This is a genomic window from Pandoraea pnomenusa, from assembly GCF_000767615.3.
Lineage (GTDB): Bacteria > Pseudomonadota > Gammaproteobacteria > Burkholderiales > Burkholderiaceae > Pandoraea > Pandoraea pnomenusa.
This window is the reverse complement of record NZ_CP009553.3, coordinates 2,858,248-2,883,552: the sequence shown is the minus strand read 5'-3', so window position 1 is coordinate 2,883,552 and position 25,305 is coordinate 2,858,248. Positions and strand designations below refer to the sequence as shown.

At 65.4% G+C, this 25,305-nt stretch carries 21 protein-coding genes; 18 read left to right on the top strand and 3 right to left on the bottom strand.

Translation table 11 applies throughout. The features are described 5' to 3' along the window. Nucleotides 1-56 precede the first annotated feature (56 nt). Together LV28_RS36840 and LV28_RS36835 are read right to left on the bottom strand one after the other, a co-directional pair. Nucleotides 57-458: a helix-turn-helix domain-containing protein gene (locus tag LV28_RS36840; protein ID WP_038617381.1), complete on the bottom strand. Its 402-nt coding sequence runs from the start codon at nt 456-458 to the stop codon at nt 57-59. Next, nucleotides 451-2,763, bottom strand: coding sequence for an FdhF/YdeP family oxidoreductase (locus tag LV28_RS36835; RefSeq protein WP_038617383.1), 2,313 nt, complete (start codon nt 2,761-2,763; stop codon nt 451-453). The genes LV28_RS36840 and LV28_RS36835 overlap by 8 nt, the downstream gene beginning before the upstream one ends. 235 nt (nt 2,764-2,998) lie before the next feature. On the opposite strand from LV28_RS36835, the gene LV28_RS36830 reads away from it, so the two are divergent. From LV28_RS36830 to LV28_RS36785, 10 genes are all read left to right on the top strand, one after another. Then, the gene (locus LV28_RS36830) at nt 2,999-4,072 is read left to right on the top strand and encodes a substrate-binding domain-containing protein (protein WP_023874203.1); all 1,074 of its coding nucleotides are present in this window, start codon (nt 2,999-3,001) and stop codon (nt 4,070-4,072) included. A gap of 278 nt (nt 4,073-4,350) precedes the next feature. Next, nucleotides 4,351-4,827 (top strand): NAD(P)H-dependent oxidoreductase subunit E, encoded by a 477-nt coding sequence (locus tag LV28_RS36825; RefSeq protein ID WP_023874204.1) that lies wholly within the window; start codon nt 4,351-4,353, stop codon nt 4,825-4,827. 7 nt (nt 4,828-4,834) lie between these two features. Continuing rightward, entirely contained in the window at nt 4,835-6,484 is a 1,650-nt protein-coding gene (locus tag LV28_RS36820) for a formate dehydrogenase beta subunit (RefSeq protein ID WP_048806625.1), read from the top strand. A 30-nt stretch (nt 6,485-6,514) separates the two neighbouring features. Beyond that, nucleotides 6,515-9,409 (top strand): formate dehydrogenase subunit alpha, encoded by a 2,895-nt coding sequence (gene fdhF, locus LV28_RS36815; protein WP_038617386.1) that lies wholly within the window; start codon nt 6,515-6,517, stop codon nt 9,407-9,409. 111 nt (nt 9,410-9,520) lie between these two features. Beyond that, nucleotides 9,521-10,372: a formate dehydrogenase accessory sulfurtransferase FdhD gene (fdhD, locus tag LV28_RS36810; protein WP_052408647.1), complete on the top strand. Its 852-nt coding sequence runs from the start codon at nt 9,521-9,523 to the stop codon at nt 10,370-10,372. A 14-nt stretch (nt 10,373-10,386) separates the two neighbouring features. Then, the gene (locus LV28_RS36805) at nt 10,387-10,620 is read left to right on the top strand and encodes a formate dehydrogenase subunit delta (protein WP_024788684.1); all 234 of its coding nucleotides are present in this window, start codon (nt 10,387-10,389) and stop codon (nt 10,618-10,620) included. A 98-nt stretch (nt 10,621-10,718) separates the two neighbouring features. Further along, nucleotides 10,719-10,970 (top strand): hypothetical protein, encoded by a 252-nt coding sequence (locus tag LV28_RS36800; RefSeq protein WP_023596146.1) that lies wholly within the window; start codon nt 10,719-10,721, stop codon nt 10,968-10,970. Between the two features lie 260 nt (nt 10,971-11,230). Further along, nucleotides 11,231-11,611, top strand: a complete 381-nt coding sequence (locus LV28_RS36795) for a hypothetical protein (RefSeq protein WP_023596145.1) — start codon at nt 11,231-11,233, stop codon at nt 11,609-11,611. A gap of 114 nt (nt 11,612-11,725) precedes the next feature. Then, nucleotides 11,726-12,487 carry a phytanoyl-CoA dioxygenase family protein gene (locus LV28_RS36790; protein ID WP_023596144.1) on the top strand — a complete coding sequence of 254 codons (762 nt, stop codon included), beginning with the start codon at nt 11,726-11,728 and terminating at the stop codon, nt 12,485-12,487. A gap of 317 nt (nt 12,488-12,804) precedes the next feature. Further along, on the top strand, nt 12,805-14,193 hold the full coding sequence (locus LV28_RS36785; RefSeq protein WP_081326884.1) for a sodium-dependent transporter: 1,389 nt from the start codon (nt 12,805-12,807) through the stop codon (nt 14,191-14,193). 13 nt (nt 14,194-14,206) lie between these two features. On the opposite strand, the gene gor is transcribed toward LV28_RS36785, so the two are convergent. Beyond that, nucleotides 14,207-15,568, bottom strand: a complete 1,362-nt coding sequence (gene gor / locus LV28_RS36780) for a glutathione-disulfide reductase (RefSeq protein WP_023596142.1) — start codon at nt 15,566-15,568, stop codon at nt 14,207-14,209. A gap of 532 nt (nt 15,569-16,100) precedes the next feature. On the opposite strand from gor, the gene LV28_RS36775 reads away from it, so the two are divergent. The 8 genes from LV28_RS36775 to LV28_RS36740 all read left to right on the top strand — a co-directional run bounded on the left by LV28_RS36775 (nt 16,101) and on the right by LV28_RS36740 (nt 25,299). After that, entirely contained in the window at nt 16,101-16,613 is a 513-nt protein-coding gene (locus LV28_RS36775; RefSeq protein ID WP_038617392.1) for a hypothetical protein, read from the top strand. Between the two features lie 249 nt (nt 16,614-16,862). Continuing rightward, entirely contained in the window at nt 16,863-18,353 is a 1,491-nt protein-coding gene (locus tag LV28_RS36770; protein ID WP_023596140.1) for a DASS family sodium-coupled anion symporter, read from the top strand. A 26-nt stretch (nt 18,354-18,379) separates the two neighbouring features. Continuing rightward, the gene (locus tag LV28_RS36765) at nt 18,380-19,432 is read left to right on the top strand and encodes an Ldh family oxidoreductase (protein WP_023596139.1); all 1,053 of its coding nucleotides are present in this window, start codon (nt 18,380-18,382) and stop codon (nt 19,430-19,432) included. 128 nt (nt 19,433-19,560) lie between these two features. Continuing rightward, nucleotides 19,561-19,986, top strand: a complete 426-nt coding sequence (locus tag LV28_RS36760) for a F0F1 ATP synthase subunit epsilon (RefSeq protein WP_023596138.1) — start codon at nt 19,561-19,563, stop codon at nt 19,984-19,986. Nucleotides 19,987-20,335: 349 nt separating this feature from the next. Continuing rightward, nucleotides 20,336-21,136 (top strand): enoyl-CoA hydratase/isomerase family protein, encoded by an 801-nt coding sequence (locus LV28_RS36755; protein ID WP_023596137.1) that lies wholly within the window; start codon nt 20,336-20,338, stop codon nt 21,134-21,136. Between the two features lie 118 nt (nt 21,137-21,254). Beyond that, nucleotides 21,255-22,337 carry an ABC transporter substrate-binding protein gene (locus tag LV28_RS36750; RefSeq protein ID WP_023596136.1) on the top strand — a complete coding sequence of 361 codons (1,083 nt, stop codon included), beginning with the start codon at nt 21,255-21,257 and terminating at the stop codon, nt 22,335-22,337. 34 nt (nt 22,338-22,371) lie between these two features. Then, nucleotides 22,372-23,448, top strand: a complete 1,077-nt coding sequence (locus LV28_RS36745; protein ID WP_023596135.1) for an ABC transporter ATP-binding protein — start codon at nt 22,372-22,374, stop codon at nt 23,446-23,448. Nucleotides 23,449-23,547: 99 nt separating this feature from the next. Further along, nucleotides 23,548-25,299 (top strand): ABC transporter permease subunit, encoded by a 1,752-nt coding sequence (locus tag LV28_RS36740; protein WP_023596134.1) that lies wholly within the window; start codon nt 23,548-23,550, stop codon nt 25,297-25,299. The last annotated feature ends 6 nt before the right edge of the window (nt 25,300-25,305 follow it).

Below are 25,305 nucleotides of genomic sequence, written 5' to 3'. Positions count from 1 at the left end.
GACGAGAGTGTATGTCGCGTCATGGGATGGAAATATGTCAGCCGCGTTGCGGTTCCTTACGGTGGAAGACCATCCGATCCCAGTGACGACATGGCGAGCGATGCGTGTGTCGCAAGGCTGTCGTGCTGCGCGAGGCCGGCAAGTGTGAGTCGAACGTGTTGCCGTGTGGGCTCGGATGTCTCGATGACGACCCAGCGCGCGTCGGCGAGTACGCCGAGGTAGCGCAGCAACGTGCTCATCGGCAGTGCGCTGCGCTTGGCCAGACGGGCGAACGAGAGCGACTCCCGCCCCTCCCGCTGCCCGTCTGCCAGCGTCGCGAGCACGCGCGCCAGTTCTGCTTCGGCGCGGGCGAGGGGGTCGGCCTGTGAATCCGGACGCGAATCGAGGCACGGATCGAGGCACGGATCGGCGGGCGTTGCGCCCGAGCACTGCGCGAACGCGGCGGCCACGTCAGCCATGACGGCGCTCCAGCAGTACGGGAACGGATTTGGAGGTAGGCGTGCCCGCACCGTCGGCGAGCGCATCGAGCGGCACCAGAGCGTTGGTCTCTGGATAGTAGGCGGCAACGCAGCCGCGCGGAATGTCATACGCCACGAGCAGGAAGTCATCCGCCCGGCGCGCGATCCCGTCATGCCACACCCCGACGATATCGACCCGTTCCCCCGCGCGGAAGCCGAGCGCGTCGAGGTCTTCGAGGTTCGCGAAGACGACGCGCCGCTGACCGAACACGCCGCGATAGCGGTCGTTCAGGCCGTAGATCGTGGTGTTGTACTGGTCGTGCGAGCGAATGGTGGCAAGTCGCAGGACTTCGGCGCCGCGCGCGCCCGCATGTCGACGCGCGCTGTCGATCGGCATTTCGTCGGGCAGTGGGTGCGTGGTGAAGTTGGCGCGGCCGTTGGGGGTGAGCCAGCGGCGTTCGGCGGGCGGCACGTCCAGACGGAAGCCGCCTGGACGTCGCACGCGGCGATTGAAGTCGGCGAAGTCGTCGAAAGTCGCGGCGATGGCGTCGCGAATGCGGTCGTAGTCCTCGACGTACCAATGCCAGTCCGCGTGGCCCGCGGGTGCGCGCCCCAGCGTGGCCTGCGCCATGCCGGCAACGATGGCCGGCTCCGAGCGCAGGTGCGCCGATGCCGGGGCGTTGATCCCGTAAGAGAGGTGCACCATGCTCATCGAGTCCTCGACGGTGACGCCTTGCGCCACACCGCCCTGCATGTCGATTTCCGTGCGGCCGAGACAGGGCAGGATCAGCGCGTCGCGGCCGTGCACCAGATGACTGCGATTGAGCTTGGTGGCAATGTGCACCGTCAGCGCGCACTGGCGCAGAGCTTCCCAGGTGCGCGGCGTATCGGGCGTGGCCATCGCGAAGTTGCCGCCCATCCCGATGAAGACCTTGATTCGCCCGGCAAGCATGGCGGAAATCGTATCGACGACGCTGAGTCCTTCGCGTTGGGGCGGCGCAAAGCCGAAGACCTCGCCGAGCCGCGCCAGGAACGCGGCCGAGGGCTTCTCATTGATGCCGACGGTGCGGTCGCCCTGCACGTTGCTATGGCCGCGCACCGGACAAAGTCCGGCGCCTGCGCGTCCGATGTTGCCGCGCAGAAGCATGAGGTTGACGATCATCTGGATGGTCGCCACGGCGTGCTTGTGCTGCGTGATGCCCATGCCCCAGGTGGCGATCACGCGCTCGCCGCGCAGGTACACGTCGGCGATGCGGCACATCTGCGCCTGCGACACGCCCGAGGCGCGCTCGAGATCGTCCCAGCGCTCGGCGCGTACGTCGGCGGCGAAGGCGTCGAATCCATGCGTGTGTTCCGCCAGGAAGGCGTCGTCGAGCAGGGCGGGCTCGCCGTTGTTGCGGGCCTCGGCGTCGCGCTCCAGCACGTGCTTGACGACCCCCTTCACGAACGCGAAGTCGCCGCCGCACGCGGGCGTGACGTAGTGCGCGCTGATCGGCGTGCCGCCCAGGCTCAGCATTTCGGTCGGGCTCTGCGGGTCGGCAAAGCGCTCCAGTCCGCGCTCGTGCAGCAGGTTCACCGAGACGATCGTCGCGCCGCGTCGCGCGGCTTCGCGCAGTTCGCCGAGCATGCGCGGGTGGTTCGTGCCGGGGTTCTGCCCGAACAGCAGGAGCGTGTCGGCATGCTCGAAATCGTCCAGGGTGACGGTGCCCTTGCCGAGTCCAACCACCGGTGGCAGGCCGACACTGGTCGGTTCGTGGCACATGTTCGAGCAGTCGGGGAAGTTGTTCGTGCCGAACTGGCGAACGAAAAGCTGGTAAAGGAATGCGGCCTCGTTGCTCGTGCGTCCCGACGTGTAGAACGCTGCCTGGTCCGGATCGGGCAAGGCGCGCAGGTGTTCGCCGATGAGCGCGAACGCGTCGTGCCAGGCAACCGGTCGATAGCGGTCGGTTGCGGCATCGTAACGCATGGGATGCGTGAGGCGGCCATAGCCTTCCAGCGTGTAATCGTCCAGCGCGAGCAGGTCGGTCACGCTGTGCGCGGCGAAGAATTCGGGGGTAACGCGACGCTTGGTCGCCTCGGCGGCAACCGCCTTGGCACCGTTTTCGCAGAACTCGAAGGTCGAGGCGTGCTCGCGGTCCGGCCAGGCACACCCCGGGCAATCGAAGCCGCTCGGCTGATTTGCGCTCAGCAGTGTGCGCGCGCCCTTGAGCGGAATGCCCTGCGTAACGAGTTGAATGGCGACGTTTTTGAGCGCACCCCAGCCACCGGCGGGGCGATCGTAGGGAGAAATCTTCGGGGTGGACATGAAGCGTATTCGGGCAGAGTGGTTGGCGCGCGGCGTCGATATCGGGGGAGGCGCCGCATCTCAGGGCAAACGATGAGTACCGAAATAGGAAAATTAATGCATAATTAATTGCATCGAAACGTAAAATTCATCTCGATGCGCAAGCATGAATCCCTTTAAATTCGGTGTTTGTTGGCATCTTATCAGGAATTCGCATAAATTGATTTATGCAATTAATAGCATATAAGGGGGCTCGATGAAGCGCATTTCGATTGCACCGCAACTGCGTTTGCGTCACGACGCGGACGATCTTGCGCTGGACAAGGTGCTGTCGTTGCTAACGCAGGTCCAGGCGCACGGCAACCTTCAGGCGGCCAGTCAGGCGCTCGGGCAGTCGTACCGGGGAGCATGGGGGCACGTGAAGGAGGTGGAGGCGCTCATCGGTGCGCCGCTGCTGACCATGGCGCGTGGGCGGGGGGCGGTGCTTACGCCGTTGGCGCAGCGTCTGCTGTGGGGGCAAAAGCGATTGCAGGCGCGGCTCGGCCCGCTGCTCGAGACGATGGCCTCGGAGTTGCAATCGGAACTCGACGATCTGCTGCTTCAGGAGAGCGATCAACTGCGATTGTTTGCCAGCCACGGCCTGGCCGTGGCGGCGCTGGTCGACTTCGCGGGGCGGGCCGGTCTGCCGATCGACGTCAGCTATCGGGGCAGCATCGAGGCAATTGCGGCGCTGGCGAAGCATGAATGCGAAGTGGCGAGCTTTCATGTGCCCATCGGACCGTTGGCCGCGCCGGTGCTCGATCACTATGGCCCGCTGCTCAAGGGCAAGGCGTATCGCGTGGCGGACGTCGCGTCGCGACGCCTGGGGCTGATCGTCGCGCGCGGCAACCCGCTGGGCATTCACTCGCTGGCCGATCTGCCCCGCACCGGTGCGCGTTTCGCCAATCGCGAGCGCGGGTCGGGTACGCGCATCATCTTCGATCTGTTGCTCGCGCGCGAAGGGATCGATCCGGGCGCGATCGCGGGCGCCGAGAACATCGAGTTCACGCACGCCGCCGTCGCCGCCTACATCGCGAGCGGTCGCGCCGACGCCGGTCTGGCCATCGAGGCGGCTGCGAGCCAGTTCGGGCTCGACTTTCTGCCGATCCTCACGGAACGGTATTGCCTCATGTTCCCCGAGAGCGGCAGCGAATCGCCGCACCTTCAGGCGTTGCTCGAGATTCTTCAGAGTGGCGAGTACCGGCAGGCGGTGCATGCCATACCGGGATACAGCGAGGCCGCGACCGGACAGGTGGCGCCGTTGTCCGAAGCGTTTCCTTCGCTGGGGTAAGTTTTTCATATGAATTGTCGTGCATATTGTGTGCACAACAATTCCGAGTGAGAAAGCTCCGGTCCGCGCGGGTTGCGAGGTTGTTGCATGGTGCTGCGCAGCAAAGGCTCGATAATCGAGCCATCGCCGGGCCATCGCCGAGCCATCGGTGTTTCCACGAGGCTTGTTGGCGCGGGCCATTTGGACTACTGTCCTAAGTGTTGAGCCCCCAGGAACCGGCGGTCATCATATGCAATGAGAAACATATGGGACGCGGTTCGCCCCAGGAGATACTCGAGATGGTGCCCACACCCCACGCGACGCTCGCGCCGCTGCTGGCTCGCCACGCCGGCAGCGCACATGGGTTGTTGCCGCTGCTGCATGCGTTGCAGGACAGCGAAGGCTATGTCGATCCGGCCCATGTGCCCGCGATCGCCGCCGCCCTGAATCTTTCTCGCGCCGAAGTCCATGGCGTGATCACGTTCTATCACCACTTTCGAAGCGCGCCGCCGCCGGCAACGGTGGTGCAGGTCTGCCGCGCGGAAGCTTGCCGCAGTCGCGGCGGCGAGGCGCTCGTCGCGCATGTCGAAGCGTGCACTGGTGCGCGAATCGACGGTGAGGCATGCGGCGGCGTCGGCGTCGAGTCGGTCTATTGCCTGGGGCAATGCGCCCTGTCGCCGGCAGTGACGATCAACGGCGAATTGCACGCGCGCGTGAGTCCGGTCCGATTCGACGCGCTGCTCGCTTCCGCGAAGGAGGAGACTCGTGATGCCTGATTCGGTCATGCAAAGCGCCGGTGCAGCGGCTGCGAGCGGCCCGTACCGCGTCTATATACCTCGCGACTCGTCGGCTCTCGCGTTGGGGGCCGACAGGCTCGCCGCCGCCGTCGCGGCGGAAGCGGCGCGCCGCGGCGTGGCGCTCGACATCGTGCGCAACGGTTCGCGCGGCTTGTTCTGGCTCGAACCGCTCGTGGAAGTGCAGACGCCGGCGGGACGGGTGGGCTACAGCAACGTGCAGGCTTCGCAGGTCGCCACGTTGTTTGACAGTGGGTGGCCCGCGAGAGCGACGCAGGACGCCGCGCAGACGGTGCTGGCCGGCGATCCCGACGGAAGTTGGGAGGCGCCCGTGCCCGCCTGTGTCGGGCGGGTCGACGCGATTCCCTATCTGGCGCGCCAGCAGCGCCTCACGTTCTCCCGCGTGGGCGTGACCGACCCGCTCGACCCGGCGGACTACGAGGCTCATGGCGGGCTGGCCGGCCTGCGCGCCTGTCTTGCTCTCGACGCGCAGGCAGCGTGCCAGACCGTACTCGACTCCGGTCTGCGGGGCCGCGGCGGAGCGGCGTTTCCGGCGGGCATCAAGTGGCAGACGGTGAGCCGCGCCGACTCGTCGCGCAAATACGTGGTCTGCAACGCCGACGAAGGCGACTCGGGAACGTTCGCCGACCGGCTCATCATGGAGAGCGACCCGTTCGTCCTGATCGAAGGGATGATCATCGCGGCGTTGAGCGTGGGGGCGAGCGAAGGCATCGTCTACGTGCGCAGTGAATATCCGCACGCCATCGCCGCGATGGAAGCCGCGATCGCCGTTGCCCGCCGCGAAGGGTGGCTCGGCGCCGACGTGCTTGGCTCGGGACGCGCCTGCGAATTGCGGGTCGCGAAGGCGGCCGGCGCCTATATCTGCGGCGAGGAAACGGCGTTGCTCGAGAGCCTGGAAGGCAAGCGGGGCGTGGTGCGGGCCAAGCCGCCGATTCCTGCTCTGTCCGGCCTCTTCGGTCAGCCGACATTGATCAACAACGTGATTACGCTGGCGAGCGTGCCATTCATCTTTGCGCACGGTGCGCAGGCTTACCGTTCGTACGGGATGGGCCGCTCGCAGGGCACGCTGCCCGTGCAACTCGCCGGAAACATCCGACGCGGAGGGCTCGTGGAACTGGCGTTCGGGGTGACGTTGCGAGCGCTGCTCGACGACTTCGGCGGCGGTACGGCAAGCGGGCGTCCGGCCAAGGCCATTCAGGTCGGTGGTCCGCTAGGCGCGTATCTGCCGAGCGCACAGTGGGATGTGCCGATGGACTATGAGGCCTACGCGGCTTTGGGCGCGGTGGTCGGTCACGGCGGCGTGGTCGTGCACGACGATACGGCGGACATGGCCGGGCTGGCCCGTTACGCCATGGAGTTCTGCGCGATCGAGTCGTGTGGCAAGTGCACGCCATGCCGCATCGGGTCGACACGCGGTGTCGAGGTGATCGATCGGATCCGGCACGGCGACAGTTCGCCGCGTCAGGTCAGGCTGCTGCACGATCTCTGCGACACGATGGTCTCGGGCTCGCTGTGTGCCATGGGGGGCATGACGCCGTTCCCCGTGCGCTCGGCGCTCGAACATTTCCCGGCGGACTTCGGTCTGCCCGATGGCGCGGGATGCGCCGAAGCCGCCTGACGCACGTGCGGCCCAAGAGGAGGACGACAGATGATCCATCCGAATGTACAAGTCATGCCCGGCCATGGCCCGGATATGGGCACGCCGGCGCGCAAGAGCGAGGTCGAGGTCACGCTGGAGATCGACGGTCAGACCGTGACCGTGCCGGCCGGCACGTCGATCATGCGCGCGGCGGCGGGTACCGACGTCAACATCCCCAAACTGTGCGCGACCGACTCCCTGGAGCCGTTCGGGTCGTGCCGTCTGTGCCTCGTCGAGATCGAGGGGCGGCGCGGCTTCCCGGCGTCGTGCACCACGCCGGTCGAAGCGGGCATGAAAGTGCGTACGCAATCGCCGAAACTCCAGGATTTGCGGCGCAACGTGATGGAGCTCTACATCTCCGATCACCCGCTCGATTGCCTGACGTGCGCCGCCAACGGCGATTGCGAATTGCAGGACATGGCCGGGGTGACCGGACTGCGCGAAGTACGCTACGGCTTCGACGGCGAGAATCACATTCACAGCGCGAAGGACGAGTCGAATCCGTACTTCACGTATGACCCGTCGAAGTGCATCGTCTGCAACCGCTGCGTGCGTGCTTGCGAGGAAACGCAGGGCACCTTCGCGCTGACGATCTCGGGGCGGGGCTTCGAGGCTCGCGTCTCGCCCGGTCAGGACCAGCCGTTCATGGATTCGGAATGCGTGTCGTGCGGGGCGTGCGTGAGCGCGTGTCCGACCGCGACACTTCAGGAGAAGACCGTGATCGAGATGGGGCAGCCCGAGCACGCCGTGGTCACGACGTGTGCCTATTGCGGCGTGGGGTGCGCGTTCAAGGCCGAGATGAAGGGCGGCGAAGTGGTGCGCATGACGCCCTACAAGGACGGTCGTGCGAACGAGGGGCACGCTTGTGTGAAGGGGCGCTTCGCGTGGGGGTATGCCACGCACAAGGAGCGCATCACGAAGCCGATGATTCGCAGCAAGATCACGGACCCGTGGCGTGAAGTGTCGTGGGACGAGGCGCTCGACCACGCCGCGTCGGAGTTCCGGCGCATCCAGGCCAAGTATGGACGCGACGCGATCGGCGGCATCACGTCTTCGCGTTGCACGAACGAAGAGACCTATCTCGTGCAGAAGCTTGTGCGCGCGGCCTTCGGCAACAACAACGTCGACACGTGTGCGCGCGTGTGCCACTCGCCCACGGGTTATGGGCTCAAGCAGACGCTGGGCGAGTCGGCCGGCACGCAGACGTTCAAGTCGATCGAGCACGCCGACGTCATTCTCGTGATGGGCGCCAATCCGAGCGACGGGCACCCGGTTTTCGCCTCGCGCCTGAAGCGCCGCGTGCGCGAGGGGGCGAAGCTGATCGTGATCGATCCGCGCCGCATCGATATCGTCGATGGGCCGCACGTGAAGGCCGCCTACCACCTGCCGCTTCGCCCGGGCACCAATGTGGCGATGGTCAACGCGCTTGCGCATGTGATCGTGACCGAGGGACTGCTCGACGAGGCGTTCATTGCAGAGCGCTGCGAGGATCGGGCGTTTGCTCAGTGGCGCGACTTCGTGGCGCTGCCCGAAAATTCGCCGGAAGCCGTGAGCGTGGTGACCGGTGTGCCGGCAGACCAGATTCGCGGCGCGGCACGGTTGTATGCCACCGGCGGCAACGCCGCGATCTATTACGGACTGGGTGTAACGGAGCACGCGCAGGGCTCGACCACTGTCATGGGCATTGCCAATCTGGCGATGGCCACGGGCAACGTCGGACGGGAAGGTGTGGGCGTGAACCCGCTGCGCGGGCAGAACAACGTGCAGGGTTCGTGCGACATGGGCTCGTTCCCGCACGAATTGCCGGGGTACCGCCACGTGTCGGACACGCTGGTGCGCGAGGAATTCGAGGCGGCATGGGGCGTGGCGCTGCAGGCCGAGCCGGGATTGCGCATTCCGAACATGTTCGATGCGGCGATCCACGGCAGCTTCAAAGGGCTGTACTGCCAGGGCGAGGACATTGTCCAGTCCGATCCGAACACCCAGCATGTGGCGGCGGCGATGGAGGCGATGGAGTGCATCGTCGTGCAGGACATCTTCCTCAACGAGACCGCCAAGTACGCGCACGTGCTGCTGCCGGGCACGACGTTCCTCGAAAAGGATGGCACGTTCACCAATGCGGAGCGCCGGATTTCGCGTGTGCGACGCGTGATGGCACCTCTGCCGGGCATGGCCGACTGGGAAGTGACGATCGCGTTGGCCAAGCGGCTGGGATACGACATGCCATATGCGCACCCGTCGGAGATCATGGACGAGATCGCGCGGCTCACGCCGACGTTCCGTGGCGTGAGTTATCGGCGTCTGGATGAGGCGGGCAGCCTCCAATGGCCATGCAACGACGAGGCACCGGACGGCACGCCGATCATGCACGTGGACGAATTCGTTCGCGGCAAGGGGCGTTTCATCATCACACGCTACGTGCCCACGGACGAGAAGGTCACGCCGCGCTATCCGCTGCTGCTCACAACGGGTCGCATCCTCTCGCAATACAATGTCGGGGCACAAACACGACGCACGCACAACGTTCATTGGCACGATGAGGACCGGCTCGAGATCCACCCGCACGACGCACAGGAGCGGGGGATCAAGAACGACGACTGGGTCGGCATTCGCAGCCGGGCGGGCGAAACGGTCTTGCGCGCGGTCATCAGCGAACGGATGCAGCCGGGCGTCGTGTACACGACGTTCCATTTCCCCGAGTCGGGGGCGAACGTGATCACGACCGACAACTCGGACTGGGCGACCAACTGCCCGGAGTACAAGGTGACCGCGGTGCAGGTGTTGCCGGTGGTGCAACCCTCCGCATGGCAGGCGAAATATTCGACATTCAACCGCACGCAGCTCGAATTGCTCGATGCGGCTCGCAGCGCCTCCGGGGCGTCCGAGCCGGCACCGGCGAAGTAGGGTGGGGTCGGTCAAACCGCAGGGAGTCAGCGTCAGACGATGTCCAGCACCACCAACGCATTACGTGAATCCGGCCCGGGCGATACTGCCCGCGTCGCGGGCGTCGACGATATTGCCGCGCCGGTGTGCGATGTGGCGCCTGCCGCCATCGCTCCCGAGAGTCTTGCGTCGCACGCGACTTTTGCCGTGCGCCGTTTCCGGCGCGGCGCGTGGCAACACGCGAGCGACGAATTGGCCGAGGAAGTCCCGGTGGCGCTGGAGTTCAACGGGATCTCGCATGTGGTGATGCTGGCCACGCCCGCCGATATCGAGGATTTCGCTTTGGGATTCGCGTTGTCGGAGGGGATTCTGAACGACCGGCGCGAGTGCTATGGCGTGGATGTCTCGGCGACGTCGCTGGGCGTTACCGCGCATCTCGAAGTGTCGTCGCGCGCGTTTGCCGGACTCAAGGAACGTCGCCGGAATCTCACTGGCCGCACAGGCTGTGGCTTGTGCGGCACCGAGAGCCTCGATCAGGTGTTGCGCCCGCTGCCCGCGGCCGGCGAGCCGTTGCGCATGACGCACGCGGCGCTTGCCGCGGCGCACGAGGGGTTGTCGCGACGCCAGCCGCTGAATGGCGTGACCGGGGCGGTGCATGGAGCGGCGTGGTGTTCGCCTGAGGGGGAAATCCTTTGCCTGCGCGAGGACGTGGGACGGCATAACGCGCTCGACAAGCTGATCGGTGCGCTCGCGCGAGAAGGAACGGCGTTCGATAGCGGGTTCGTGCTCATGACGAGTCGCGCCAGCGTGGAAATCGTGCAGAAGGCGGCGCAGGTCGGGATTCCGATGGTCGCCGCCGTGTCTGCCGCGACGGCGCTGGCGGTGCGCACGGCGGCTGCGGCCGGCGTGGCGCTGGTGGGGTTCGTGCGTGGCGAGCAGTGTGTGATCTATACGGGCGGTGCGACGCTCGACGAGCGTGTCTGACAGGGAGATTTGAGATGGACGGCAACAACCTCGTGCGCATGGCCAACCGCATCGCCGACTTTTTCGAATCGCTTCCGGATCGTGAGGAAGCGCTGAGCGAAGTGGCGTCGCATCTGCGCAAGTTCTGGGACCCCCGCATGCGCGCTCAGATTCTGGCGATGTTGCAGACGTCCGAGGCCGAGGACATGCATCCGCTGGTGCGCGAAGCGCTCGCGCGCTATCGCGATCGGCTAGCGCCGGCCGCCTGAGCCAGCGACGGTCGCTTCGGCTCCGAGGGTACGCTGCTCGCGGTATAGTAGGGGTGTCGGCCGTGCTGCGGCGCGGCCTTTAACGAGCGGAGGACTTGATGAGCGATACCCCTACGCGCAAGCCCGGGCAGCAGCCTCCTCACAAGGAGGATGAAGTGGAACGCGACCTCGACGAAGCGCTCGAGGAAACGTTCCCGGCGAGCGACCCCGTGTCCATCGAGATCGACAAGCCCAGGCATCCGGCGGCGAGCAAACCCACAACGTCCGGACGGCTCGACGAAGGACTCGAGGAAACGTTCCCGGCGAGCGATCCGGTATCGATCGATACCGGCAAGACGCCGAAGCCATGATGCGACGACGGTGCCGGCAGGTTTGGCGCCGCGCTCGCCGTTGCCGCGCTCGCAGTTGCCGCGCTCGCAGTTGCCGCGTATTGGCAGGCAATGTCGGCCGATTGCGCGCCAATCCCGGTGGGTTGGGCGCACAGGCCCGCCTGACGGGGCCGTCGACCGAAAATATATCTCTGGCCCAGCCCGGGTTTGACGCCCGGCCGGGCCGAATTCATGGCAAAATGCCGCGCCTGACTTTCTCAGGCTGGGACTGTAGGACACAAATGGCGGCAGGTACGGTTAAAAAGGTTCGACGCTACGCGCTGGAAACCATCGATGTGATGGGGCAGAGCGGGCTGGGCGTCGTCGAGCGTCCGGATGGGCGCTTCGTCATGTATCCGGAGTACTGGACACAGACGCAGGCGCTCAGCCAGAAGATGCGCACGTTGTACCGGCGGAACTGCCAGCTCGAATACCAACTGGCGAAACTCACTCGCGAGCTTGACCGTCTGCGCAGTGTGGTCGACACGCCGCGCCCCACCGGCAACCCTCAGGCATCGCTGCCGGGCACCGACGTGCCGCAGCCCGAACTTCAGCCCGAACTCCAGTCCGCACGCAAGCGCGCTGCCGAACTGCCGCCACGACGACGCAAGCGCGCGGCGTGAGCGTGCATCGAGACACCACGTCCCGACCCAGGTGGCGCACGTCTTTTCGAATTACCCGGTAACATCAGCGAATCCCCCTCAACGTCCAGTTTTCCCTCCGCTTCGCCGACCATCATGGCGCTTACCGCATCGCAGCTCGAAACCTTCCGTAACGACGGTTATCTGATTCTCCCGCACTATGTGGCGCAGGCCGACTGCGAGGCGATTCTGGCCGATGCACGAGCGCAACTGGCGTCGGCGACGCCGCCGCTGGAATTCGAGGCGGATGTAGGCTATGCCGGCGCGCCGTCGTCGCGGGAAGCCGAGGGCGGACAGACCGTGCGGCGACTGCTCAAGGCCTACGATCGGGGCGATGCGCTGCGACGTTGGGCGACGCGCCGGGACCTGATCGAATCGCTCGCCCAGATCTTCGGCGAAGACGTAGTGCTCACACTGGCACACCACAACTGCGTCATGACCAAGCATCCGCATTTCGGCACGGCGACCGGCTGGCATCGCGATATCCGTTACTGGTCGTTTCCGCACAATTCGCTGGTCTCGGTATGGCTCGCACTGGGACCGGAAACACGTGCCAACGGTGCACTGCGCTTCATTCCGGGCTCGCACCGCGAGCAATTGCAGCCCCATCAACTCGATTCGCTCGACTTTCTGCGTCCCGACGAGCCCGCCAACCAGGCGCTCGTTGCGCGCGGCAAACAGGTCGAACTCGCGCAGGGCGACGTCGTGCTGTTCCATAGCGGGCTTTTCCATGCCGCAGGTCGCAATGAAGGCGACACCACGAAGTTCTCCGTCGTGTTCGCGTATCGCGGCGAGAGTAATCCCCCCACACCGGGTACCCGTTCCGCGTCGGCCGGCGAAGTTCCGCTCGGTCATTGACGTCGCCCGCTTTCTGACGAGGCGCCCCGGCGTTGCCGCCCAGCGGGCGCCTGGCGGGACGGGCGTGAGCCCACAGTGCCCGGGTGCCGTCCTGCTTTTGGGCGCTTTCCTAAAGCTTTGCGCAACCCTTCCCGCGTAGACTCTTCGGCCACCCCATGGTGTCGCGCACCGATGCACACGCGCCGCAGCACGCTGGCGGCGATGCCGCGTCGTGCCGGTAATCTGCCTGACGCCACGTTCCATGCCATGTCGTGACCTCAGCGGACAACGTTTCGCGAGGCGCGCACGTCCGTTTCCGGAGGAAATACGTGTCTCATATGCCCATCCGTCCGCCCGCGAGTCCGGCGCCATCGTCCATGGCGTCGGAGACCGACGACACCACCGTCCGCGCTACCTGGGGATCCCGGCTCGGCTTCGTGCTGGCTGCGGCCGGTTCGGCCGTCGGTCTCGGCGCCGTATGGAAGTTTCCCTATGTGGTGGGAGCGCACGGGGGCGGGGCATTCCTCATGATCTATCTCGCTTGCGTGCTGACGCTCGGCGTGGCGCTGTTGCTCGCCGAGATGACCATCGGACGCCTCACAGGCAAGTCGATGACCACGGCGTTGAGAGCGCTGGGTGGTCGGCGCTGGGCGTGGGTCGGCCGAATTGCCACGTTCAATGCGTTCGCGATCCTGTCGTTCTACGTTGTCGTGGGGGGCTGGACCGTGGCTTATCTGTGGCGCGCCGTCACGGGCGGCATACTGGCCAACGATACGGATCGACTCGTCGGCGAATTTTCCGCGTTCATCTCCGACCCTGCGGCATCGCTCGGCAGCATGGGGGCGTTTCTCGGGCTGACGGCCGTCGTTGTCGCGGCGGGTGTCCAAAAAGGCATAGAACGGGCGGGCAAGTGGCTCATGCCGGCGTTCTTCCTGCTGATGCTGCTGGTGATCGCGCGCGCGCGCGCGCTGACATTGCCGGGAGCGATGGCCGGCGTTGCCTGGTTCCTGACGCCCGACTTTTCCGCGATTTCCGGCGGCACGCTGATCGAAGCGCTTGGGCTGGCATTTTTCTCGCTGTCGCTCGGCGCAGGCATGATCGTCGCCTACGGGTCCTATCTTCCCAGCGACGCGAGACTGGTAGGGTCGGCCGTGTGGGTCGCAACGCTGGCCACGTTGGCATGCTGCCTGGCAGGCCTGATGATTCTCCCGGCCGTCTTTGCGTTCAGCGTTGCGCCTGATGCGGGGCCGGGGCTGACGTTCATCACCATGCCCGCGATCTTCGCGCAGATGCCGTTCGGCCATCTCGTGGCCATCGCATTCTTCCTGCTGCTGCTCTTCGCAGCACTCACGTCGGCCGTCTCGCTGTTCGAGCCGGTGACTGCCTTCCTGATCGACGAATATCACTGGCATCGTCGGTCCGCGGTCACCGCGGTCCTTGGCGCGACATTGGTTTTCGGTGCACCGGCGGCCTTGTCGTTCGGTGTCTGGTCGGACATCCGAATCTTCGGCCGCACCATTTTCGGCCTGATGGACTACGTGACCGTCAATCTGCTGATGCCCGCGGGCGGACTATGCGTGGCTTACTTCGTCGGGGCGTGTATCTGGCCGACGGCGCGCAGCGTCCTGGACGGCTCGCGCTCGCAGTGGTTTGCACCGCTATGGCGCTTGCTGCTGCTGGCGCTCACGCCGGTCGCGATTGTCGGCGTGTGGTACCAGGGGCTATGAGCGCGACGGCACGTCAGGCCACGGGCGTGCGCATGGTGACCCATTCCTCCGCGGCCGTGGGGTGCACGGCGAGCGTGCGGTCGAAATCGGCCTTTGTGGCGCCCATCGACAATGCCACGCCGAGCAACTGGACTTGTTCGCCCGCATGGTCACCCACCATGTGCGCCCCAACGATCTTGTCTGTCGCTCCGTCCACGAGCAGCTTCATCAGCGTTTTCTCCGTGCGGCCCGAGAGTGTGGCCTTGAGCGGACGGAACGACGCCTTGTAGACCTTGAGCTGTGGATGGAGCGCGCGTGCTTCGCTCTCGGTCAGCCCAACGACGCCGATCTCGGGCGTGCTGAACACCGCCGTCGGAATCAGCCTGTGATCGACGCGAGTGGGGCGTTCGCCGAATACCGTATCGGCAAACGCCTGACCTTCGCGGATCGCCATCGGCGTGAGATTGACCCGGTCGGTGACGTCGCCCACGGCGAAGATCGAGGGCACGTTGGTGCGCGAGAACTCGTCGACGATGACCGCTCCCTTGTCGTTGAGTGCGACGCCGCTCGCGGCCAATCCCAATCCCTGTGTATAGGGCACGCGGCCGGCGGCGCTCAGGAGTACATCGGTGACATGCGTGCTGCGATCGGACAGGGTGATTTTCAGGCCGTCGTGCGATTTGTCCGCGCGCTCGATCGTGCGTTCGAGCAGCACGTCGATCCCGCGCTCGCGATAGGCGGCTTCGAGCGAGGTGCGAACTTCTTCGTCGAAGCCGCGCAGCAGGTGAGGGCCACGGTGCACCAGCGTGACCTTCGAGCCGAGGCCGGCGAACACACCCGCGAATTCCAGCGCGATATAGCCGCCGCCAATGATCGTGATGCGCTCAGGCAGCGATTCCAGATGAAACACCTCATTGGATGAAATCGCATGCTCCCGGCCGACGAAGTGCGGTTGATCGGCCGGTTTGCCGCCGGTGGCGATCAGGATGTGGCGTGCGGTGATGCGCTCGCCCGTGGCCGGCAGCACGACCGTATTCGGCCCCTCCACCACGGCGCGCGCCTCGACGAGCGCCGCGCCCGCACGTTCGAGATTGGTGCGATAGATGTTCTCCAGTCGTGCGATCTCGCTGTCCTTGCGGGCGATGAGGGTGCTCCAGTCGAAGCGCGGCGGCGGCACTTGCCAGCCATAGCCGGCAGCGTCCTCGAATTCGTCGGCAAAGCGGCTCGCGTAGACGAGTAGCTTTTTCGGCACGCAACCCCGAATGACGCAGGTGCCGCCGACGCGAAATTCCTCCGCCACTTTCACGCGGGCACCATATTGCGCGGCAACACGCGCGGCGCGCACGCCGCCCGAACCGGCACCGATCACGAACAGATCCACATCGAACTGGGGCATTGCTGACTCCTGAAGGTCTGCGACACATATGTCGGGCCTCGAAGCAATCCGAGGTGCCGCAATGTGGGTCGCTGATGACGTTGACCGATTGTGCCAGAGACGCGGGCCCCGCGTGGCAGGCGCATCGCGCTTTCGGATCTGTCCGAAGCCGCGTCGGATGTTGCCCCTACGGGGACACATGGATCCACATGCTTTCGTCAATCGGTGTTTTCGCACGGTCGTACATTTTTGTTGACTCACATCAATGCGTCAGATGAAACGCAAGTCGACAATCGGAGACGTCGAAAGTCGAACAGGACGCCGTCGGCGCACGGGATGCGCGGCCCACGAGGCCGTTCACGAGGTGTCGCCGCCGGGTCACGCGCGACGGCCGGACGTTTCTGAAATGAAACACTTCTCGGGAATACGCTCGGTGTTGCGCGAATGGTGAAATTGGAAGTGCATAAGAATCAACAAGTTGCCGCTCGTGGCCCGAAAGTTGCGTCGTCCATCGCAAGACAGGCGGAACGCACCGCCGGCACACGAGGATGTCATGACAAAGTCGCTCTCCCGTCTGATGGGTGCCATGGTGGCGCTGACGATCGCGTGTGGCTTCTGGATTCCGGCATCGGCACATGCCGCGAATCTGCCGGACCCCGGCGTGCGTTCGGGGATTTCGGCAGGCAAGAAGACCACGTCGGCCAGCGCCCGGCACGGCACCCGGCCGTCGCGGGCCGCGCGCGTGAAGCGTGCGGCCCGAGCGCCGGCCTTCGCCCCACCGGGTTCCCCTCCCGCAGCCATTGCCGGCGCCGCGCCGGCGCCCTGGCGCGACGTGTTCGAGGAAGCGGGGGCGTGGGCGTCCGAACCGATCATCGTGAATGGCAGCACGCTCGGGCACACGATTGGCAGCGCCGGTGTCGCGGGCGCAACGGACGGTGCGATCACCGGGCCTCGTGCCGGGCTGACCGGCCTGTACCAGACCGTCTGGCATCGTGCGTTGTCCAATCCCATCCTCAGCACACAACTCTTCATCGGCTCGCCCGAATACTTCGGACTGCGTTTCTAGGCCGTCCTGAGTCGTTGTTCCGCGCGTTGGTCCGGCGCCGTACGCACGTCTGCCGGATACCTCTCCCGCATGACCCATCGCCGCGTGCCTGGCATGTGCGGCGGTCTGCCGGGCCGCGTCGCGCTCCCGTACTTTCTCTCGCGCTTGCCTCGCCAAGATCAATGCGGTTAGGATTAACCCGCAGTTCAAGCGTGGCCTTTCCTCAAGACATGCCAGCTGCCGGCATGCCATTCCGTTCCGGAGCCCCCTATGAGCACGCCTGACGTGACTGTGCAAACCCCTCCCCAGAAGAAAGCGATTCCCATCGGATTGATTGCCGGTGTCATCGTGATGATCGCGGTGCTCCTCATTCCCATGCCCGACGACCTTCCGGTCGCGGGTCATCGCATGCTCGCGATTCTCGCGTTTGCCGTGGTGGTATGGATTACGGAAGCCGTATCGTACGAAGCCAGCGCCATCATCATCACTTCGCTGATGGCGTTTCTCGTGGGCACGGCGCCCACGATCCAGGATCCCGGTGTCGAGTACGGGACCTCGCGCGCGATCAGCATGGCGCTCGCGGGCTTCTCGAACTCCGCGCTCGCGCTCGTGGCCGGCGCCTTGTTCATTGCGGCGGCCATGACGCTCACCGGGCTCGACCGCCGCATCGCACTGGTCACGCTGTCAAGAATCGGCACGAGCACCCGACGCGTCATGGTCGGGGCCATCGCCGTGACGATCCTCCTCTCGCTCGTGGTGCCCAGCGCGACCGCCCGCAGCGCGTGTGTGGTGCCGATCATGATGGGCGTGATTGCCGCCTTCGGCGTGGACAAGCGTTCGAACATCGCCGCCGGCATCATGATCATCGTCGCGCAGGCCACGAGTATCTGGAACGTGGGGATTCAGACCGCGGCGGCACAGAACCTGCTGACCGTCGGGTTCATGGACAAAATGCTCGGCGATCGCATCACGTGGGCCGAGTGGCTGGTCGCCGGCGCGCCGTGGGCGATCATCATGTCGATCGTGCTCGTCGTGCTCGTGCTCAAGCTGATGCCCCCGGAAGCCGACGCCATTGCCGGCGGCAAGGAGGCCGTGGAAGCGCAGTTGCGTGAAATGGGCCCGATGACGAGCGCCCAGAAGCGCCTGCTCGCCGTGTCGATCGGCCTGCTGCTGTTCTGGGCGACCGAGGGCAAGCTGCACCGCTTCGATACCACTTCGGTGACCTATGTCGGTCTCGTGGTGCTGATGCTGCCGCGATTCGGCGTGATGACCTGGAAGGAGGTACAGACGCGCATTCCCTGGGGCACGGTGATCGTGTTCGGCGTGGGGATCAGTCTGGGCACCGCGCTGCTGACCACGCAGGCAGGGCAGTGGCTGGGCAACCACGTGGTCGCCGCCACCGGATTGGATTCGCTCTCCACGCTGTGGGTCTTCGCGATTCTCGCCGGTTTCCTCATCCTGATTCACCTCGGCTTCGCCAGCGCGACGGCGTTGACGTCCGCGATGCTGCCGATCCTGATCTCGGTGCTGCAAACATTGCCGGGCGACTTCAACCGGCTGGGCATGACGATGCTGCTCGGTTTCACCGTGAGCTTCGGTTTCATCCTGCCGATCAATGCGCCGCAGAACATGGTGTGTCTCGGGACCGATACCTTCACGGCGAAGCAGTTCGCGCGCGTGGGGATCGTGATCACCCTGGTGGGCTACGTATTGCTGCTGGCCTTCGCAGCAACTTACTGGCGCTGGCTGGGCTGGTTGTGACCGGCGCCGAAGCGCAAGGAGGCGATATGCGAATCCCGTTGAAAGATGCCGTCGAGTTCGGCCAACGACTGCTGCTCGCGCAAGGTGTACCCGAGGACATTGCGGTCGACGTCGCGCAGCACCTGGTGGAGTCCGACCGGGTGGGCTACGCGAGCCATGGACTCTCGATCCTGCCGACCTACCGGAAGGTGCTCGAGGACGGCCAGGTCAATCCGATCGGACGCCCGAGCGTGCTGACCGACCACGGCAACCTGCTGCTGTACGAGGGAAATCGCGGCTTCGGGCAGCACGTGGGCAAGGTCGTGCTGGAGCGCGCCATTGCGCGTGCGTTCGACAAGGGCGTGGCGATTCTCACGTTGCGCAACAGCCATCACCTGGGCCGCATGGGCCAGTACGGCGAGATGTGCGCGCACCAGGGGCTGGTGTTCATGGCGTTCACGAACGTCACGAACCGTCAGCCGATGGTGGCGCCGTACGGTGGCTCCGAGCCGCGGCTCACGACCAATCCGCTTTGCTTTGCGGGCCCGTTGCCCAACAACCGTGCGCCGCTGGTGGTGGACATGGCAACCAGCGCAATCGCGATCAACAAGGCGAGAGTGCTGGCCGCCGAAGGCAGGCAGGCGCCGCCGGGGGCGCTCATCGACGGCTACGGTAACCCGTCGACCGATCCGAGTGCGTTGTTCACCGAACCCTTTGGTGCGCTACTGCCGTTCGGCGGACACAAAGGTTATGCGCTGGGGATCGTGACGGAACTGCTCGCGGGCGTGCTCTCCGGGGGTGGCACGATCCAGCCGGAACATCCGCGTGCGGGCGTGGCGACGAACAACATGTTCGCCATCGTGCTCAACCCGCAAGTCGACTTCGCGGCGACCTGGCGCTCGCACGAGGTCGAGGCGTTCATCGACTATCTGACATCGTGTCCGCCGCAACCGGGCTTCGACCGGGTGCAGTATCCGGGCGAGTACGAAGCGGAGAATCGCAGGAAGCATCACGATCATGTCGATCTGACACTCCCGATCTGGGAGTCGCTGATGAAAATGGCTGCCGACCTGAGCGTGGCGCCGCCGCGTACGTTGTAACGTCCGGGACTGCGGCGGCTGCCGCACCCCGTTCGCCGGATCCGTCGCGCCAACGATGCGCCGACGCGTTTCGCGATGCAGGCGAAATCACCGACAGATTTGCGTCATCGCAGGGAGAAGAGAAATACATGGCATTGCTCATGGTGGATGTAGTCAGTACCGAGCGCTCGATTTTTTCAGGCGAAGCGCGTTTCGTGGAAGTCCCCGGCGCACAGGGTGAACTTGGGGTGCTCCCCGGACACACGCCGCTACTCACCGGCGTGCGGCCGGGGACGGTGCGCATCGAGGCCGCCGACGGCAGCGAGACCTATCTGTATATCGCGGGGGGCTTCGTCGAAATTCAGCCGGATCGTGTGACCGTGCTGGCCGACACAGCGATGCGCGCCGACAGTCTCGATCACGCCCGTGCCGAACGCGCCCGCGAGGAGGCCCAGGCACTGCTCGAACAGCAGTCGGGCGATATCGACTATGCCAAGGCGCAGGCGGAGCTGGCCGAGGCGGTCGCCCAGTTGCAGGCAATACGTCGCATGCGCAAGCAGAAAGAAGTGCGCTGAACCGTCGGCCGCGTTCCGCGGCGGCCACGCAGCAAGACGAAAAAGCAGCCCTGATGGGCTGCTTTTTTTTCGTCCATCGAACGCAGGGCACGCGAAGCACCTTGCCTGGCCCCATGCGTCCCTGGCCGTCGAAGGTGCAACCCCATGAGGTAAACCCTGAAGCGATTCGACTTGCGCCATTTTTTTGAAATAACTATATTTCAGTCAAATAACAGTTATTGCACTGAGATAACTGTTTAGCGATAAATCGTCGAAGGTGCATCGAGCCGTACCTCCCGGGGTGCATCGGTCGCATCGTCGCCTTCTCAATGCACGTGTGAGGTCACGCGTGCGGGTCCTTGGAGTTGAAATGAGCGAGACAGGTAAGCAAACCGAGCAGGAAGTGCTGTTCACGCAGGTCGGCAAGGTCGCCGTGATCACATTGAATCGTCCGCAGGCGCTCAACGCCTGGACCATCGCCATGCGCGAGCTGATCATCGCCGCGCTGGAGCGATTCAACGCCGATGACAACGTGGCGGCCGTGATCATGACCGGCGCCGGGCGCGCGTTCTCGGCCGGTCAGGATCTGGCCGAAGCCAAGCACTTCGATGGCGACACCGCGATCGAATGGATCAAGGGCTGGGAGCATTACTACGACGTGATCCGCAGCCTGAAGAAGCCGCTGGTCATGGCGCTGAACGGCACCGCCGCGGGGTCGGCGTTCCAGGTCTCGCTGCTCGGCGACATTCGCGTGGGACACCCGGGCGTGCGCATGGGACAACCGGAGATCAACGCCGGGATCGCCAGTACCACCGGCCCGTGGATCATGAATCACATGCTGGGTCTGTCGCGCACGATCGAGCTCACGCTCACCGGTCGGCTGATGGATGCCGAGGAGTGTCATCGCCTCGGGCTCATCCATCACCTCGTGCCGGAGGACAAGGTGTTCGAAAAGGCCATGGAGATTGCCTCGGAGCTGGCGGAAAAGCCGCCGGTGGCGATGCGCCTGGACAAGCAACGCTTCCGCGAAATGACCGAAGCCACGTTCCAGGACGCCATCGAAGCCGGCATGCGCATCCAGCGCGAGTCGTACGAGTCGGGCGAGCCGGCGCGCATGATGGCGGCATTCTTTGCCAAGCGCGCGGCCAAGGCCGAGGCGGTCAAGGCCTGAGCCGCGGCCGGTACCGTCTGACGATGCCCACCGCCTCGTCTCGCTTCGCGTGAGACCGGGCGGTCACCAGAACAGGACAAGCGCGCCGCGTCTGTCCACACGCTAGCGGAGTTTCCCCATGTCCCACTCGCATGACCCGCACAATCCGTCCCGCCGCCGTCTGATGCAAATGGCTGGCGCCACCGCGCTGGCCACCGCCTTGCCGCTGGCCGCCTCGCGCACCGCCTTCGCGCAGGCGCGCCAGTTGATCGTCTCCGACCCGGGGGGGCCGTACACCTCGGCTTACCGCCGTGCGTTCTACGACCCGTTCGAGAAGGCCACCGGCATCAAGGTGGTGAGTGTGGCGCGTGATTCGCAGCCGGTGGCGCAGTTTGCCGCCATGGTGCAGACGAAGAACTTCGTGTGGGACGTGACGACACTCACGCTCTCCGCCGACATTCCGTATCTCGAGTCGAAGGGCTTTCTCGAGCCCGTCGGCATGAAGGCCGCCGACTTCCCAGGGATCATGCCCGAGGCCGTCACGCCCGACTGGCTCGGTGTCGACGTGTATTCGACCGTGCTGGCGTATCGCACCGACAAGTTCCCCAAGGAAGCGCCGCAGACCTGGGCCGACTTCTGGGACGTGAAGCGCTTCCCCGGCCGCCGCTCGCTGCGTCGCAGTCCGCTCGACACGCTCGAACAGGCGCTCATGGCCGACGGGGTGCCCATCGACAAGCTGTACCCCCTCGATCTCGACCGCGCGTTCAAGTCGCTCGACAGGATCAAGCCGCACATCAATCTCTGGTGGACGTCCGGCGCCCAGGCCATGCAGGCCATCCAGAGCGGCGACGTGGACATGATGTCGACGTGGAACGGTCGCGCGCAGGCGGCCATCGACAACAAGGCGCCGGTGAAGATCGTGTGGAACCAGGGGCTGTATTCCATTGAGGGGTGGGGCATTCCGAAGGGCACCCCGCGTGCCGAATTCGCGAAGCAGTTCGTGCGCTTCTGCGGCGATCCGGCGCGTCAGGCGCTCATTACGCAGGACCTCGCGTACGGTCCGACCAACCTGAAGGCGTTCGACGGCATTCCGAAAGATCGCGTACCGCTGTTGCCCACCGCGCCGGCCAACCTGAAGGGCATGCGTTTGCCGAGCCCGCAGTGGTGGGCCGAGAACCGCACGAAGGCCACCGAGCGCTTCAACGCCTGGCTGTTGTCGTAAACCGTCGGAGCCACAGAGCAGGATGAGTCGAGACATGAGTACCAAACTGGAAACCATCGGGCTTGCCAAGACGTATCGCGAGACCCCCGCGCTCCTGCCGACCGACCTGCGGGTCGCGGCCGGAGAATTCCTTACCTTGCTCGGGCCGTCCGGCTCGGGCAAGACCACGCTGCTGCAAATGATCTCGGGGCTGGTCGAGCCCAGCGCCGGCCAATTGCTGATCGACGGACGCGACGCCACGCACGACGCGCCGGGCAAACGTGGCATCGGGATGGTCTTCCAGAGCTACGCGCTGTTTCCCCACATGACCGTGTGGGACAACGTGGCCTACGGCCTGCGCATGCGCAAGCTGCCGCGCGCCGAACTCGCGCCGGCTGTCGATGCGGCGCTCGCGATGGTGAAGATGCAGGCCTTCGCACAGCGCTTGCCCTCGGAGCTTTCGGGCGGCCAGCAGCAGCGCATCGCGCTGGCGCGATGCTTCGCCTTCCGTCCCTCGATCATCCTGCTCGACGAGCCGCTCGGCGCACTCGACAAGAAGCTGCGCGAGCACATGCAACTGGAAATCCGGCGGTTGCATCAGGAGCTGGGTGCGACGTTCATTTACGTCACGCACGATCAGGACGAAGCGCTCACGCTGTCAGACCGCATCTGCCTCATGAACCAGGCCCGCATCGAACAGATCGGCACGCCGGCGCAGTTGTACGACCGGCCGGCGACGCGTTTTGCCGCCGACTTTCTCGGTCATTCCAATCTGCTCGACGGCGTGGTCGAGCGACTGGCCGACGGTCGTGTGGCGCTGCGCGTGGGCAGCCGTCTGGTGCCCATCGGCCCGAGCCCGGATCTGCCGGCCGCCGGCAACGCCAGTCTGCTGGTGCGTCCCGAGGCCGCGAGACTGACATCGCCCGAGGCGGGCGCGCTGGCCGGCACGATTCGCGAAGTCGTATTCCTCGGCTCGGACACGCGCGCCATCGTGTCGCTGGGAACGACGGACATGCAGGCCGACGGCGTTGCCGAATTCACCGTGCGTTGTCCGCGCGAGCTCACGCCGCGCGTCGGCGAGCAGGTCGGGCTGGCGTGGGACCACGGGCGCGCGACGTTGCTCACGCGCTGAGTCGGCCCGCCGGCATCACGGCGCGCCATCACGCACCACGACGCGTCACGACGCATCGCTGTAATCGACGCCCAGTCATCCGCTTCAGGAGTATTTGTCATGTGGCTTGTTCAACGCCTGCCTCAGGCGGGGCCCCGTATTGCCTGGCCGCAGCACCTGGCCCGGTGGTTGCCGGCGGTGCCCGCGTTGCTGTTTCTTGCGGTGTTCTTCATCGTGCCGGTCGTCGAGATCCTGCAAGGCGGGCTCTACGATGCCGACGGCGTGCTCTCGGTCGCGCAGTTCGCGCGCATGACGCACTCGGTCGTCTACGTCAAAGTGCTGGCCTCGACATTCTGGATTGCCTTTCTGACGGCTGCGCTTTCGGTACTGCTGGGCTATCCGGTGGCCTATCTGCTCGCGCGGCTCTCGGCGCGTTCGCGCGAGCGCTGGTTGCTTTGGATCGTGCTGCCGTTCTGGACGAGTTATCTCGTCAAGACCTACGCCTGGATGTTGCTGTTGTCCAAGACCGGATTGCTCACCGTCGTGGCAACCCATCTGGGGCTGATCGACAGTGCGGGTACGCTCGCACCGTCCCTCACCGGCGTGCTCATCGGCATGGTGCACGCCATGCTGCCGCTCGCGGTTATGACGATGCTGCCCATCATGCGCGGCATCAACATGCAGCTCGTTCAGGCCGCACAGACGCTCGGCGCAGATCGCGCGACCGGCTTCTTCACCGTGTTCCTGCCGCTGTCGGGTGCCGGCGCGGCGGCGGCCGGGCTGCTCGTATTCATCTCCAGTCTGGGCTTCTTCATCGTGCCTGCGCTGCTCGGCTCGCCGCGCGAATCCATGGTGGCGCAGCTCGTCATCTCCTCGGTGCTGGAGCTGTTCGACCTGCGCTTCGCCGGTGCGCTCTCGACCGTGCTGCTGCTGTGCTCCATCGTCGTGTTCTACGTGTACGACCGCGTGGTCGGGCTGTCGTCGCTCGCTGGCGAAGCGCCCGAGCGACGCGCCGGGGCAGGGGGGCGCATGCTGCCCGCACTCATTGCCATCGGGCGTCTCGCGGGCCGCTTCTCATTCTCGCGTGGTCGTGAACGCGCCGATGGCGGCTTCGGGCTCAAGGCCTACACGTGGGCCGTGGTGCTCGCGCTCGTCTTGCCGATCGCGTTCATCGTGCCGCTGGCGTTCACGAAGCAGTCGTTCGTGGCATTTCCGCCCCAGTTGTTCACGATGAAGTGGTTCGTCGCATTCCTCGAGTCGAGCGTGTGGCAGGCGGCGTTGCTGCGCTCGCTCGGCGTGGGTTTTGCGACCGCGGCCCTCGCGCTGGTGCTCGGCTTCGGCGCCAGCCTCGCGCTGGTACGTCTGCCGTCACGCTGGCGCAAGCCGCTGTTCGCCGTATTCATTGCCCCGCTGATCGTGCCGCGCATCGTGGTGGCCGTCGGCCTGCTGTATCTGTTCGCCCGCTGGGAGCTGGCGGGCACCAACGCAGGGCTTGTCATCGGCCACACCGTGTTGGCCATTCCCTACGTGGTGGTCACGCTCAGCGCGAGCTTCAAGCGCTTCGACTGGCGTCTGGACGATGCCGCCAAGATGCTCGGCGCGTCGGCCTTCACCCGGGTTCGCACCGTGCTCCTGCCATTGCTTGCCGCGAGCCTCGGGTCGGCGTTCCTGTTCGCCTTCATCGTGTCATTCGACGACCTGACCATCGCCATCTTCGTTTCCGGCGGCATCAACACCACGCTGCCCAAGCAGATGTGGGACGACATCCAGCTCGCGGTCACGCCGACGCTGGCGGCCGTGGCGACATCGCTGGTCTTCCTGATGGTGTTCATCGTATGGCTGTCTTCCATCTTCAAACGTAAAAGCTATTGATATCCG